The organism is Flavobacterium anhuiense, from assembly GCF_001705175.1.
GTDB lineage: Bacteria > Bacteroidota > Bacteroidia > Flavobacteriales > Flavobacteriaceae > Flavobacterium > Flavobacterium anhuiense.
In genome coordinates, this window is record NZ_CP016907.1 from 2,656,585 (window position 1) to 2,672,228 (window position 15,644).

General features: G+C 35.6%; 10 protein-coding genes. 8 read left to right on the forward strand and 2 right to left on the reverse strand.

Features of this window, described 5'->3' with window-relative positions:
• Window positions 1-42 precede the first annotated feature (42 nt).
• The 8 genes from BB050_RS11570 to BB050_RS11605 all read left to right on the forward strand — a co-directional run bounded on the left by BB050_RS11570 (window position 43) and on the right by BB050_RS11605 (window position 12,083).
• Complete coding sequence (locus tag BB050_RS11570) at window positions 43-3,069, forward strand: SusC/RagA family TonB-linked outer membrane protein (protein ID WP_066033669.1); 3,027 nt, start codon at window positions 43-45, stop codon at window positions 3,067-3,069.
• A gap of 36 nt (window positions 3,070-3,105) precedes the next feature.
• Window positions 3,106-4,698 carry a RagB/SusD family nutrient uptake outer membrane protein gene (locus BB050_RS11575; RefSeq protein ID WP_008464727.1) on the forward strand — a complete coding sequence of 531 codons (1,593 nt, stop codon included), beginning with the start codon at window positions 3,106-3,108 and terminating at the stop codon, window positions 4,696-4,698.
• A gap of 192 nt (window positions 4,699-4,890) precedes the next feature.
• Window positions 4,891-5,985 carry an endo-1,4-beta-xylanase gene (locus tag BB050_RS11580; RefSeq protein WP_066033670.1) on the forward strand — a complete coding sequence of 365 codons (1,095 nt, stop codon included), beginning with the start codon at window positions 4,891-4,893 and terminating at the stop codon, window positions 5,983-5,985.
• Window positions 5,986-6,110: 125 nt separating this feature from the next.
• Window positions 6,111-7,010, forward strand: a complete 900-nt coding sequence (locus BB050_RS11585; protein ID WP_066033671.1) for a PKD domain-containing protein — start codon at window positions 6,111-6,113, stop codon at window positions 7,008-7,010.
• An 87-nt stretch (window positions 7,011-7,097) separates the two neighbouring features.
• Entirely contained in the window at window positions 7,098-8,516 is a 1,419-nt protein-coding gene (locus BB050_RS11590; protein ID WP_066033672.1) for a hypothetical protein, read from the forward strand.
• Window positions 8,517-9,005: 489 nt separating this feature from the next.
• Window positions 9,006-10,808, forward strand: coding sequence for a glycoside hydrolase family 2 protein (locus tag BB050_RS11595; protein WP_066033673.1), 1,803 nt, complete (start codon window positions 9,006-9,008; stop codon window positions 10,806-10,808).
• A 94-nt stretch (window positions 10,809-10,902) separates the two neighbouring features.
• Entirely contained in the window at window positions 10,903-11,532 is a 630-nt protein-coding gene (locus BB050_RS11600) for an MgtC/SapB family protein (protein WP_066033674.1), read from the forward strand.
• 11 nt (window positions 11,533-11,543) lie between these two features.
• Complete coding sequence (locus BB050_RS11605; RefSeq protein WP_066033675.1) at window positions 11,544-12,083, forward strand: GNAT family N-acetyltransferase; 540 nt, start codon at window positions 11,544-11,546, stop codon at window positions 12,081-12,083.
• A gap of 39 nt (window positions 12,084-12,122) precedes the next feature.
• Here the strand turns inward: BB050_RS11605 and BB050_RS11610 are convergent, their stop codons facing one another.
• A complete protein-coding gene (locus BB050_RS11610) occupies window positions 12,123-12,962 on the reverse strand; it encodes a DUF4249 domain-containing protein (protein WP_066035148.1) in 840 nt (279 codons plus the stop codon).
• A gap of 4 nt (window positions 12,963-12,966) precedes the next feature.
• Window positions 12,967-15,585, reverse strand: coding sequence for a TonB-dependent receptor (locus BB050_RS11615; protein ID WP_066033676.1), 2,619 nt, complete (start codon window positions 15,583-15,585; stop codon window positions 12,967-12,969).
• Window positions 15,586-15,644 lie beyond the last annotated feature (59 nt).

The following is a 15,644-nucleotide window of genomic DNA, read 5'->3' on the forward strand; positions in this document are numbered from 1 at the left end:
AATCATGACTGATTTCTATCTAACTAACCAAACAATTATTTTATGAAACAAAACAAACGTGTCAAGATGTTTTGCCGTGAAGGAAAATATCTAAAACTAGTTTTAGTACTGTTTATGTGTATTTTTTCGACCACAATTAATGCACAGGAAAGTCCGATTTCTGGAAAAGTAGTCGATAATGCAGGATTGCCTCTTCCAGGTGTAAACGTCCATATAAAAGGAAGCACAAAAGGAACCCAAACCGATTTCGACGGTAATTTCACGATTAGTACTGCCCCAAAAAGTACACTTGTATTCTCTTTCATCGGAATGGATGAGGTTTCGGTGGAAACCGAAAACAAGAAAAACCTAAAAGTAGTTTTAAAACCAAGTTCTCAAGCTTTAGACGAAATTATTGTTGTAGGTTACGGGACTAAAAAGAAAAGTGACGTAATCAGTTCTGTGGCTTCGGTAAAACCTGGAGACATGACTAAAGTGGCAACTTCTGATGTTGGAGAAATGCTTCGTGGAAAAGCTGCCGGTGTACAAGTAAGTTTAAATGATGGCGGACCTGGAAGTTCTTCTTCAATCCAAATTAGAGGAAAAAAATCGATTAACGGAAGCAACGAACCGATCGTTATTGCAGATGGAATCGTAATCGGAAACATTAACGATATTAATGCCAACGATATTGCTTCTTTGGAAATCTTAAAAGATGCTGCCGCACAATCTATTTACGGAGCAAGGGCTTCAAATGGTGTAATCTTAATTACGACCAAAAGAGGAAAAACAGGAAAAGCAAAAATCTCGTATAACGGTTTTTCTGGAATTCAAACCATCAACAGAAATTTTGATGTTTACAGCGGAGAAGAATTTGCGCAGTTAAAAAGAGAAGCCTACAGAACAAGCAATGGTGGGGTTTATCGTCCAGACGATCAGGTTTTCACACCGCTTGAACTGGAATCTGTTCAATCTGGAAAATATATTGATTGGGAAAAATTGGTTTTAAGAACTGGTGTAACAAACAACCACAGTGTTAGTATTTCGTCAGGAACAGAGAAAACAAGTATTTTTTCGAGTATCAACTATATTAATACTTCTGGAGTTGTTCCAAATTCGGATTACGAAAAAGTTGCCATGCGTGTCAATGTGGATCAAAGAATTACAGATTGGCTGAAAGTTGGAATGAATGTTTCGCTTCAGTTTTCTGAATCTAACCGTCCGAATGTGGGCAATATTTTAAATAATGCAATTAATACATCTCCGTTAGGACAAGTTTATAATCCAGATGGTTCTTTCCGTTACCTACCGGGAGGAATTCAAGAAACACCAAATCCGCTGATTGATGTTTACGAAACGAATACTAATGAATTGAACCGTAACGACATCATGAACGTGTTTTTGGATATTAATCTGGCAAAAGGTTTTACCTATAAATTGAATGCCAGCCACAGATCGTGGAATTACAAAGCGATGTCTTTCAATACTTCAAAATCACTTTCAGGAATTGCAAACTCAGGGCAAGGAAGCGGTTATATTCGTTTTCAGGATAATGTAGAGTATCAATTGAGTAATATTTTACATTATAATTTAAATGTAGCCGAAAAAAATCATTTTAACGTAACGGGAGTTTATGAACTTACCTCATCAGAATACAATGATTTTAGAAACTCTGCGAGCAGAATTCCGAGTGATATTCTTGGGATTTATGGTTTAGAAAGTGCGTTCTTAAATACGCCTGAAATTGGAGGAAATGAAAGATCGTTGATTTCTTTTGCCGGAAAATTAGAGTATGATTTTGACAGCAAATACTATTTTACAGTTTCAGGAAGAGCTGATGGATCTTCAGTATTTGGAGCCAATAATAAATGGGGATTCTTTCCGGCCGTCAATGCGGCATGGAATGTTTCGAATGAAGAATTTATGAAAGAACACGTTCCTGTAATCAGCAATTTAAAATTGAGAGCAAGTTATGGTAAAGTGGGTAATCAGCCTCAGAACCCATATCAAAGTATGGCAACAGCGACACAGAGAGATTACATTATCAATGGTGTAAAAGTTTCGGGTTATGTCCCAGGTTCGCAATTATCAAATCCAGATTTAAGATGGGAAACTTCTACACAATTAAACTTGGCAGCTGATTTTGGTTTATTTAAAAACAGATTAACAGGAACGGTTGAGGTATATAATACAGATACTTCGGATTTATTGATTTATGAAACGCTTAACGCGAATACAGGTTATACGACCAAACTTTCTAACATTGGAAAAGTAAACAACAAGGGTTTGGAAGTGACTTTAAATGGAGATGTATTCAAAACAAAAGATTTTAGATTGAATCTTGGAGCCACTTTTACTAAAAATAAAAACAGCATTGTAAGCATCTACGGAAAAGATGCAGACGGAGACGGAAGAGAAGACGACGCTGTTGGAAACTTATGGTTTATTGGAAAACCAATAGATGTTTACTATCGCTACAAAGCAGTTGGAATTTATCAGGAAGGAGAAAATATTCCGCTGGTAACTGGAACTACTTTATATCCAGGAGATATCAAATTATGGGATGCAGATCCGTCAAACGGAGCCAATCCGAATCCAGATCAAGACAGGGTAATTACATCTAAAATGCCAGATTGGTTCGGAACTTTTTCTGTGGCTTTAGAATATAAACAATTTGATTTCTCAGCAGATATTTATACGGTTCAGGGCATTACAAGAGACAACCCGTTTTTATACGATTATGTGCGTGGAGGTTCTCTAAGAGGAGTTAAAAACGGTATCAAACAAGATTATTGGACGCCAGAAAACCCAGGAGGAAACTGGCCGAGGCCAAGGGACGGAAATGATCCGCCGTATATCAATACTCTAGGATTGCAGGATGCCTCATACATTCGTTTACAAAACATTTCTTTTGGATTTAAATTCCCAGAGAGCACGCTAAAACCATTAGGATTAAGCAATATGAGGCTTTATGTAACAGGCAGCAATTTGGTTACTATTACAGATTACCAGTCTTACAGCCCTGAAAAAGAAATATACGATTATCCAGAACCTGTGACTTGTGTTATAGGATTACAGGTAGGTTTCTAAGGTTTAAGACATTCAATAAATAAAAATAACAAGATCATGAAAAATATAAATTTTCTATTTGTTTTGATTTTCGGACTTTCTTTAGGACTTACCTCATGCGAAGAGTTTCTGGAAGAAAACGTAAAAGATCAGGTTTCTGTAGATTATATCTACAATTCTCCAGCTGGTTTAGAAGTTGGAGTTAATGCACTTTACAACCAGATGCGTTATTACAATCTGCCATCTGGTGACAACAGCGATTTATGGGCCAATGTATTCTTTATGGTAGCAACCGATTTAGGTTTGCATAGAACTTGGAATACGCCTTACGGAACAGGGCACAATCCACAATCGTTTACAGGTTCGAAATGGATTCAGGGCTATAGAATTATTGACAGATGTTCGGCTATTATTACTTCGGCAAGATCAGTAAAAATGGACGATGCTGCTAAAAGAAGATTGGTAGCACAGGCAAGAGTCATTAGAGGCGAATTGTATTTAGATTTGAAACAAATGTATGGTGGAATCTTAATTGACACGATTCCAACAACACCACAAAACATCAACGATCCAGTCGAATATAAAGTAGCCAGCGATGCAGATGTTTATAGATTAATTGATGCAGATTTGGATTATGCAATCGCCAATCTTCCTTTTAAAGTAGATCCAGGACGTTACGGACAAGGTGTTGCGAGACATATTCGCGGGAAAAGCGCTTTATGGCAGCAAGACTGGGCAGAAGCTGCAGCACAATTTGATGCCATTATTAATGATGGAACTCACGGATTAGTTGCTCTTGCTGATGTTTGGGGACAAAACGGAAATCATAAAGAATCTCTTTTTACCTATCAAAAAGACTTTTTATTAGGGCCTGATGATAATTTGGCAGGTGGTGGTGGTTCTTGGTTAAGCAGTGTTTTTACACATAGGACTTATGAATTGAATGCAAGCGAATTGGTTCAAGACGTGGCTTATGGAGGTCAGGCTTTAGGTTGGTTTTATCCAAATAATTACTTGAAATCATTATACGACCAGGCAAACGACTTGAGATTTAAAACCTATTATTATTCAGATAATTATCAGGATTATAAAATCAATGTGCCAAGTAATCCAAAATTCGGACAGCCCATTACCAATCCAGCCATTGCAGCTCCAAATGGAAATTACAGAGCTTGGCATTGGAGTTTGAAAAAATACCACGATTCAGAAAAACTGCCAATGACTTCAAACAGCTACAAAGATTATATGTATTACAGACTGGCTGAAACTTATTTATTGGCTTCTGAGGCTCATCATAATTTAGGGAATGATACCAAAGCGCTGGCATACTTAAACAAAGTAAGACGAAGAGGTTATACTGGAAATCCTGAAAGTACCGTAACCACTTACGATTTGACAGCTTGGACATTAAACAACTATTTAGATGAATCAGCCAGAGAACTAGCTTTCGAAAACAACAGATGGTTTTTGCTGAAAAGGCTTGGGCTTTTGGTAGAAAGACAAAATCTCTATTTCCGTTCAAGTCCTTCCGGAACTATTTCTGGAGAAGTACCGCTAAAAATGACTCCAGCAATGGTAAACATGCCAATTCCACAGAGCCAGATTGATTTGATGGGAAAACCAGAAGGATTTAATGTTGGATATAATTAATTGATTCAACGCATAGAAAAATAGATTACCATGTGAATTTTAAACAAGTGAAACGCTTTTATGTTCAAAACAAATCTATGTTTCTATGTGTTTAAAAAATCACACCCAAAAAGTTAAGGTTAAAAGTTAGTAATAACCCATCCGGAAGTTAGAATATCCTGATCTGACTTCCGGATTTAAAACAGACTCACAATGATCAATAAAAAATATATTCTTGGTATACTTACCGTTTTGTTGTTTGCATCCTGCAGCAATGACGAAAAAGTAGTTTTTATAAATGCAGATGAGGGCGATTCGGGAAATCCAAATCCGATTACACAGACCTTAAAAGAAAAAGCAAAGTTTAAAATTGGCGCCGCAGTCAAAATGAAAGATTTGCAAAATGAAGCTAATTTTAAAAATGCCGTTTTAAAACATTACAGCCAGATTACAGCCGAATTCGAAATGAAAATGGCAAGTATCTGGACTTCTTCAACAGCATATAATTTTACGGCAGCCGATTATTTGGTAGGTTTTGCCAAAGACAATAATCTAGAAGTTCATGGACATACTTTAGTTTGGTACGATTCATTTCCAGAGTGGTTTAAAAATGCTAAATACGATTCAATTGCATTCGAGTCAAAAGTAAAAATTTACATCACAGATGTTGTTGGCCGTTACAAAGGAAGAGTAAAAAGCTGGGACGTTGTCAATGAAGTTTTTGCTGATGGCGGTGCTATGCGAAACGAAACAGTAATCAATTCATTATTTAAAGATCCAATCGGATTTTACGGAAGATGTTTCCGATATGCAAAAGCAGCTGATCCAGACGCAAAATTATTTTATAATGATTATAGCGTGGTTTTAGATGCAGGAAAAAGAGCTTCCATCAAAAAAATGGTAACCAGATTTAAAGCCAACGGAGTGCCGATTGATGGTTTAGGAGATCAGTTTCACTATGCAACAGATACCAACAGACAAACCATGAAAACTGGTTTTACAGATATGGCTTCAACAGGATTGTTAATTCATATTTCAGAATTGGATATAAAAGTAAATACAAGCAAATCAGATTCATATGTTTTTACAGATGCCGAAGCTCAAAAACAGTCTGAAACGTATAAGTATATCACAACCATGTATGAAGAATTGCCTCAAAATCAAAAATTTGCTATTTCCACTTGGGGAGTTACTGATAAATATACTTGGCTGACAAGCTTTTGGCATTACAAAGAATATCCACTGCTTCTGGATGCTGACTATAATAAGAAACCAGCTTACCAAGGATTTTTAGAAGGATTGAAATAATGCAGAATATAGAATATAGAGAATAGAATATAGAAAGGAAGAGAAGAAATAAGATTTGATGAGAAGTCTTTTCTCTATAATCTCTGTTCTATTTTCTATAAAATAATAACCAAAAAACCGAAATCATGAAAATAAAACTAACCCACATACCCAAATTAAAATATTTCCTTTTAATGCTTTTTGTAGGTTTGCTTTCCTGCGAAGACGATATACGGGAAGTGTACCTTTACAAAAAAGGAGAATTAAATGCAACTTCAACAAATACCGCTATAAAAGGAGGAGAAACAGTAACTTATACCGATTCGTCAACAAAAGTGCGTGCCATAAAATGGACTTTTCAAGGCGGTTCGCCAGGGGTTTCAATAGAGCCTAATGTTGAAGTAAAATATACCAAAGCTGGAACTTTTACGACTACTTTAGAAATCACTTTTGTAGATAATACCATTCAAAAGAAAACATTTACAGTTGAGGTCGAAGCACCGCCAACTCCGCCAATTGTTATTCCAGCTGATGCACTTAAAATCTACTCTGAAAATCCTGATTTTACTAAAACCGCTCCCGTTCTAAATTGGGTTTCAAGCAATCAGTTTGTGATAAAAGAAGTGGCAACTGATGGATATGAAGGGGCTTATAGAAATTTCTCTCTTCCTGCAACACCGCCTGCAACGGAAGCGAAATGGGCAATGGCAATTTTGCAGTTTGTGAATGTTACCGATATTTCATCTTACACTTATATCAATATGGCAGTAAGAACTACAAGTACTGGAAAAATCAGATTCAGAATGAAAGATGCTTCTAATACAGGCTATGTAGAATTTGATGCAACAAGCAATTTGTATGGACTAAAAAGAGATGGAAGTTGGAACATGGTTAAAATCCCGATTGCCGATTACAAAAAACAAAACCCTGCACTAGATTTAACCAAAATCAAAGATATTCTAGTATTAAGAAGCGTTGATCCAGAAGATGTAAGAGCTTTAAACAACTATACTTTCGATTTCGATCATATTTATTTATCGAAATAATTTTTTTAACACATAGCCCCGATAACTATCGGGACTTATGTGTTAAAAAATAGATCACCTATTTCCTCTCAAAAAAATAATTAAAAAATGAATTTAAAGAAACATTCCATTTGCGTATTATTCTGTTTTACAAGTTTAATATCGTTGAATGCTCAGAATAAAATCACTTATCAAAAAGTCGAAGCCAGACAAAATGCTTTAGATCCAAAATGGGTAGCTTATGATGCAAAAACTATTGATAAACTGCCTGGATTTAAAATAAAAAAGCAATTGCCAGGTTCGATTTACGGCGGTTCTAAAATGTGGCAGAAAGAAGCAACAGGATTTTTTAGAACAGAAAAAATAGACAACAGATGGTGGATTATCGATCCGGAAGGATATCCGTATATTTTTAAGGGTGTTGCCGTTTTCAATGCGGGGCGTTCAGTAAATCAGCAGAAAGCATTTGATAAAAAGTTCGGAAGCAAGGAAAATTGGGTAAACCAAGAATCAAAATTACTTCGAGATAACGGATTTAATGGCGTAGGAGCGTGGTCAAATGTTGATTTGGTTAGAAATGCAGAAAACCCACTAGTGTATACCGTGATTATTTCTCCAATGGGAATGTATCATGCTGATCATATTAAAAAATATGGAGGAAAATATAAAGAAGCGAGCTGGCAAAATTACCGCTTTGATTTGGTTATGGTTTTTGATAAAGAATTTGATGCCTACATCGAAAAATCGGTAAAAGAGATTTCTCAGTACAAAAATGATAAGTATTTGATGGGTTATTTTACAGATAATGAACTGCCTTGGTATAACGACGCATTAGATAAACATTTAACTTTATTGGCCAAAGATGAGCAGGGTTATATTGCTGCAAAAGAATGGTTGGATAAAAGAAAAGGGTTTAATGCTTCGGCATCTGATATCACTCAGGAAGACCGAATGGCATTTACGGCTTTTTATTTTGAAACGTATATGAAAAAAGTAACTGATGCGCTTCGAAAAGCAGACCCAAACCATATGTATTTAGGATGTCGTTTCAATCAGGATAAAGAACAGGAATTGACCAATCCAGAAATTTTTAAAGTAGCTGGAAAATATATGGATATCATTTCGATCAATCATTACAGAAAATGGGAACCGAGTCAGGAGTTGATGAATAATTGGGGCGAATGGTCAGGGAAACCATTTTTAATTACGGAATGGTACACTAAAGGAGAAGACTCTGGATTGCCAAATAATACAGGTGCAGGATGGCTGGTTAGAACACAAAAAGAAAGAGGACTTTTTTATCAGAATTTCACTTTAGAATTACTGAAAAATAAAAATTCTGTAGGCTGGCATTGGTTCAAATATATGGACAACGATCCACAGGATTTAAGTACAGATTACTCAAATCGAGATTCAAACAAAGGAATTGTGAATAGCAATTTCGAACCCTATCAGCCATTGTTAAAAGAAATGAAATTGATTAATGATAATGCTTATGAACTGACGCGTTATTTTGATAAAATGTAATTTTTTTTTAAACACATAGAAACATAGGTTTTTTAGACTTAATAAAGGATACTAAAAGAAACTAGTTTCTAACACATAGCTAAACTTTGTTAGTAAAATCCGGCTATGTGTATTTATAAAAGTGAAACGTCTTTTATGCTCAAAGTAGAACTATGTTTCTATGTGTTTAAAAAATAAAATCTGCTTAATCTGCCAAATCTGCGAGAGAAATATCAGCCCGCAGATTTAACAGATCAGCAGATAAAATATAGCTATGTGCATTTATGAAAGTAAAACGTCTTTTATGCTCAAAGAGAACTATGTTTCTATGTGTTTAAAAAATAAAATCTGCCAAATCTGCGAGAGAAATATCAGCCCGCAGATTTAACAGATCAGCAGATAAAATATAGCTATGTGCATTTATGAAAGTAAAACGTCTTTTATGCTCAAAGAGAACTATGTTTCTATGTGTTTAAATTAATTAGATCCATATAATTAAAAATAAAAACTATGAAAAAAATTGTAATGCTGTGCTGTAGTTTTCTCCTTATGGGAAAAGCCATTGCACAGGAAATTCCGTTAGTTTCCAATATTGCGGCCCGAAACAATATTACTTTAAACGGAAAATGGAGTTATATCGTAGATCCGCTAGAAAATGGTTATTATGATTACCGGTTAATGCCTTTTAAAAACAACGGATTTTTCGAAAATAAAAAATGGAATACCACAGACCTAACCGAATATAATTTCGCAACTTCTGCCACAATAGACATCCCGTCAGATTGGAATTCGAAAGATCAAAGGTTATTTTTTTATGAAGGAACGGTTTGGTTTCAGAAAGACTTTAATTATAAAAAAGATGCAAAAACTAAAGAAATTCTTCATTTCGGAGCAGTCAATTATGACGCAAAAGTCTACGTAAACGGAAAATTGGCAGGAACGCACGTTGGCGGTTACACACCTTTTAATTTTGATGTAACTGATTTATTAGTTGACGGAAATAATTTTGTAGTAGTAAAAGTTGATAACAAACGGCATAAAGACAATGTACCAACGGTAAATATGGATTGGTGGAATTATGGCGGAATCACAAGAGACGTCACTTTGGCTCAAGTTCCGAATACGTATATCGAAGATTATTTGGTTCAATTGGATAAAAAAGAAAAAGGAAAAATTTCTGGCTGGATAAAACTGAATAGTGAGACAGCAAACCAATCTGTTTCAGTTTCTATTCCTGAATTGAAAATTAAAAAGAACATTACTACAGATGCAAAAGGAACGGCATATTTTGAAATAAAAGCCAATCCAGTTTTATGGACGCCAGAAAAACCAAAATTATATGAGGTAACCATTTCTAAGGCCGATGAAAATATTGCGGATCAAATTGGTTTTAGAACTATTGAAACTAAAGGAAAAGAAATTCTGTTAAACGGGAAAAAAGTCTTTTTACGCGGCATCAGTATTCACGAAGAAGCGCCTTTCAGATCTGGAAGAGCTTGGTCTGAAGATGATGCCATAACGTTGTTGAATTGGGCAAAAGAATTAGGCTGTAATTATGTTCGCTTAGCGCACTATCCGCACAATGAAAACATGGTAAAACAAGCTGAAAAAATGGGGTTAATGATTTGGTCTGAGGTTCCGGTTTACTGGACAATTTCATGGACAAATCCAGATACTTATGCCAACGCAGAACATCAATTGCATGATATGATTTATCGTGATAAAAACCGTTGTGGAATTGTAATTTGGTCAATCGCCAACGAAACGCCACACGGAGATGATAGAGATATTTTCTTAAGCAAACTGGCAAAATATGCGCGTACTCAAGATAATACTCGTTTAATCAGTATGGCAATGGAAGTGACTAAAAGTCCAAACAATATAAATACACTTCATGATAATATGAACGAGTTTGTAGACATTGTAAGTTTTAATCAATATTTGGGCTGGTACAGAGGAACAAACGAATCTTGCAAAGACATGCAATGGGTAATTCCCTACAACAAACCGGTTATTATCAGCGAATTCGGAGGCGAAGCCTTACAAGGTCGTCATGGAGATAAAAAAGAACGATGGAACGAAGAATATCAAGAAGAATTATACATTCAAAACACACAAATGTTCAATCGCATTGAAGGCTTGGCAGGAGTTTCTCCGTGGATTTTGGTTGACTTCAGGTCTCCAAGAAGGCAGTTGCCAAATATTCAGGATTTCTTCAACCGTAAAGGATTAATTTCAGATCAAGGAATTAAAAAGAAAGCTTTTTATGTGATGAAAGATTGGTACAAGCAAAAAGAAGAAGAGTATAAGTAAGTAAAGCAAGTAGAAAACCTCCAAAGTCATTTTGATTTTGGAGTTTTTTTTATGTTTTTTCCTTAATTTTATTTGAAAAAACAGAAGACTTTTAATGGAACTAGAAATTGTCATAAGATTGCTTTTAGCAGCATTTTGGGGAGCTTTAATTGGTGCCGAAAGAGAATATAGCGGAAAAGCGGCAGGTCTTCGCACCACAATAATGATTTCAGTCGGAGCTTGTTTCTTCACTTTTATGTCCGAATGGATTGGCGGAGCAGGAAATCCAGATAGAATAGCTTCTAATATTGTAACTGGTTTAGGATTTCTTTGTGCAGGAGTTATTTTTAGATCCGATAGCCATGTTACCGGTATTACAACAGCAGCAACAATCTGGTCGGTTGCAGCTGTAAGCATGGGAGTGGGAGCAGGTTATTATTTTGCATCGGCTTGCGCGGCCTTAATGATTCTTTCTATTCTTACGGTGCTTACATTTCTTCAGGATAAAATTGACCTCATCAACGAACATAAAACGCTTCGAATAACTTTTAAACGTTCAGACAATGGTCTCGAAAAATGCAAAGAACTTTTTTCTGCTAGTGGCGTAAAATCAAAACTGATTACGCAGCGCCGTAATTTAGATCATGTAGTTTTAGAATGGCAGATACACGGACCTAAAAAAAATATAGAATCTTTGTACGTAGCACTTTTGCAAGAATCTGTTTTTGAAGAATTAGTATTATAACAGCAAAAAATATGAATTTTAGTTTACAACCCATTTTAGAAAATGATCTTTGCATTTTGTCTCCTTTAGAAGAAAACGATTTTGAAGCATTATACAAAGTAGCTTCCGATCCTAAAATTTGGGAACAGCATCCAAATAAAGACCGATGGAAAAAAGAAGTTTTCGAAAACTTTTTTGAAGGAGCCATGAAAAGTAAAGGCGCCTTTAAAATTATAAGTAAAGAAACAGGAGCATTTATCGGAAGTACACGATTTTACGATTTCAATCCAGAAGATGATAGTATTTTTATCGGCTATACTTTTTATGCGGTTTCATGCTGGGGAAAAGGCGTGAACCAAAGTGTAAAAAAGACCATGCTGGATTATCTTTTTCAATATGTTTCGAATGTGAAATTTCATATTGGTTCAGAAAATATTCGATCACAAATTGCAATTTCGAGAGTAGGAGCCAAAAAAGCCGCTGAAGAAGAAGTGGCTTACTTCGGAGAAAAGCCAAAATTGAATTTTGTGTATCAAATAAATAAAGAAGAGTGGAAAAGACAAAAGCCTTAAACATTTCGTTTAAGGCTTTTGTCTTTATAAAATGATTTTCTATTTCACCAAATAATCAACCTGATCGGCTTCGCAAAGTCTGAAATAGCCAAAAGCAAAATTATTGGCATCAGAAGTGTTTACAATGTTTCCTCTAATGTTTCCTGGAGGAACAAGAAACGGATTTGCGCTTGAAGCTTCCAAGATTAATTTCCAGTAGTTGTAGAAATTTTTAGAGACGCCTCTGTGCGTTATTTTGACAGTGTTTCCAGATTTCATGTCTTCATGAGAATATCTGGTACTGATTTCGTTTCCATTGAAAAATTCGTCATTGGTAATTTCGTATTCCGGATAAATCAAGAATTCACTTTGGTAATCGGTTACGTAAAAATTAACTTGATCTGCTGGGTCATTGTAGTAGAATGTCAATTCAATAACATCTTCTCCACCAAAATCAGGAACTATTTTTTGTTCAATTTTATTGATTGGAGTGGCAGAACTCAGTTTTTCAACCGCAGTATAACTTTGTCCCTCGGCAGTAATAAATAACTTGTATTCCATGTCAACTACAGGGAGAAAATTGGTGCATTTATAAACTCCTGCTTCGGTTTCATTAAAGGTAAAAACATCTCCGTTACTGTTTTCAACTCGTACTTGCGCGCCTGAAACTTTTGGAGTTGTACCGCTGTAATAAGGAGCAGTTTTACTAATTTTTATGGTTTGTTCCTTTCCGTCAGTTCCTTTTTTCCAGATAATTTCGGCATCGATAACCAACTTGGTTTCGCCAGTTTCCAGATCCAGATTGACCACATCTTCGCATGACGCAAAAGAAAAAACAAAAAGAAGACTTATTAATGCCAGTGCTCTATTCATTATCGTATATTTTTTCAATTTATTCATAGCATTAAAATTTAAAATTATAAGAAACCCCAGGAACAATTCCGAAAATAGATAGTCTTCTGGTTTCATTTGCACCTGTATCTTCATTGGTTGTAAAGCTCATAGAAGTCGCATTTTTTCTGTTGTAAATGTTGTAAAGGCTAAATACCCAATAGCTTTGCCATCCTTTCTTTTTGTCTGGTTTTGGCGTGTACGTTGCCGCCACATCTAAGTGGTGGAAAAGTGGCAAACGGTTTTCGTTTCGCAAAGAATAATTTGGCACATGAATGCCTCCCATTTCATAATAGCCATTTGCGTACGTTACCGGCTGACCAGATTGTAAAGTAAAATTACCATTAAAAGACCATTTCGGATTCAGTTCATAACTTCCTACAATGCTTAGATTATGTAATTTGTCATAACCAGATAAATACCAGTCGCCGTTTGCAATTCCGGGTTCTTCGGGAGTTCTTCCAGGAGTTTTTTGTTCAGCACGAGATAAAGTATACGAAATCCATCCTGTAAAAACACCAGTGTTTTTTCTGAATAACAATTCCATTCCGTAAGATCTGGCTTTTCCGTTTAAAATAACCTGCTCAATATTGTTGTTAGCCAAAACATCAGCGCCGTCAATATAGTCAATACGATTTTGAACATTTTTATAAAATAATTCGGTTTCTAAAGAGTAATCTCCATCTCTGAAATTTCTAAAATACCCCATAGCATACTGATCCAAAAGCTGAGGTTTTGTAAAAGGTCCGCTTGGTGTCCAGATGCTCATTGGCAGAGGAGACTGAGTGTTTGATAAAATATGAATGTACTGCGCCATTCTGTTGTAACTTGCTTTTATAGAAGTTTCATCGTTAAAGGCATAAGACAAGGCAGCTCGAGGTTCAAAATTATTAAACTTGCTGATGGTTTTTCCTTTTCCGTACAAAATGCTTCCGTTGGGCGTTCCTTCTTCATAAATTTTGTATAACGGATTGTATACAACCGCTTGACCATTTTCGTAAGTGCTGATAGTTTCGTCTCCTAAACGATAAAACATGCTGTAGCGCAGTCCATAACGGAAATTCAGTTTTTCAGTAATCTGATTTTCAAAATCAACAAAAGCAGAAGCTTCTAGAGCATATTTTTTGTCCAGCTGCATATAATTAAACTGCGAATCTGGAGAAGTCGGTTTTACAACTCCTGGGTTGAAATTGTAATACAAACCATCAATTCCGTAATTGATTTTAAATTTCTCTGATTGCTGGAAATTCCAGTTGTATTTCAATCCATAACTCGCAATGTTGCTATCCCATTTAAAACTTTCAATCGGGATTTCCAGATTAAATCTATAATCACTGTAGAAAGTAGATAAATTGCTGTTTACGCGGTCAGAAAATTTATGTTTCCAGCTCAAAATACCCATTGTGCTTCCGTAAGTGCTGGCAAAACGATCATTAATATCAAATATATCATTTCCAAAATAACCAGAAAAAGACAATGAATTCTTGGCATTAAAACGATAATTTAATTTAGCGTTCAAATCATAAAACATGGCAGAGTTGTTATTATCTGCCAGTTTCATGAACAAATGCGCGTACGAGGCACGTCCGGAAAGGATGAACGAACCTTTTTCTTTTTGCAACGGACCTTGAACTAAAAGTCGGCTTGAGATAATTCCGATCCCTCCGTTTACTTTATATTCTTCAAAATCTCCCGTTTGTTGCGTAACATCTAAAACAGAGGAAACACGTCCTCCAAATTTTGACGGGATTCCTCCCTTATACAAATCTAAACCATTAACGATATCGGCATTAAAAATAGAAAAGAACCCAAACATGTGCGAATCGGCATAAACCGGAGCGCCATCCAAAAGAATCAGATTCTGATCGGCTGCACCACCGCGGACATTAAAACCCGAAGAAGCTTCTCCCGCATTGGTAACTCCCGGCAAAGTCAAAATTGATTTTAACGGATCAGGTTCTCCCATTGCAACAGGAATTTTTTTGATTTCCTGCATTGAAAGCTTATTCACACTCATTTGAGTGGTTTTAATATCAACCGCTTTATTGTTCATTACGATAACTTCTCCCAATTGCTGGCTGTCTGAATCTATATTGAAGTTCACTTTGGTATCGTCTGAAACAGAAACACGTTTTTCTTCATTTTTAAATCCAACATAGCTTACCTGTACAGTATAAGTTCCGTTTGGGACATCAATGCTGTATTTTCCATTAGCGTCTGTTACAACGCCAGTTTCCAGTTCTTTAATAAAAATATTGGCGCCAATAACAGGCTGTCTTTCGTCATCATAAATGTGGCCGGTCAGCTTGCTTTTTTTTTTGGCTGGTTTTGGAGTCTGAGATTTCTGCTTAACAAAAATATTGCTTCCAACTATAGAAAATTGTACAATCGAAGTTTGGTTCAATTCCGTAATAAGCTTGCTCATTTCGATATTCTTATACGTGTTTTTTTGAGTAAAATACTTTTTATTGGTATCTATCTGATCTGTAAAAGCAAATTTAAAATCGGTTTGACTTTCAATCTGTTTGAAGAATTCTTTTAAAGTTACATTTTGATCTACAGTTACGGTAACGCTCTGGGCAGACATACATAAACTGAATAAAAAAAAGCACGCTGAAATTATATGCTTCATGAAATTTTGTATTTTTGAATATTATTAAATGGAATAACCTCGTGTTATCCTGAAAATTA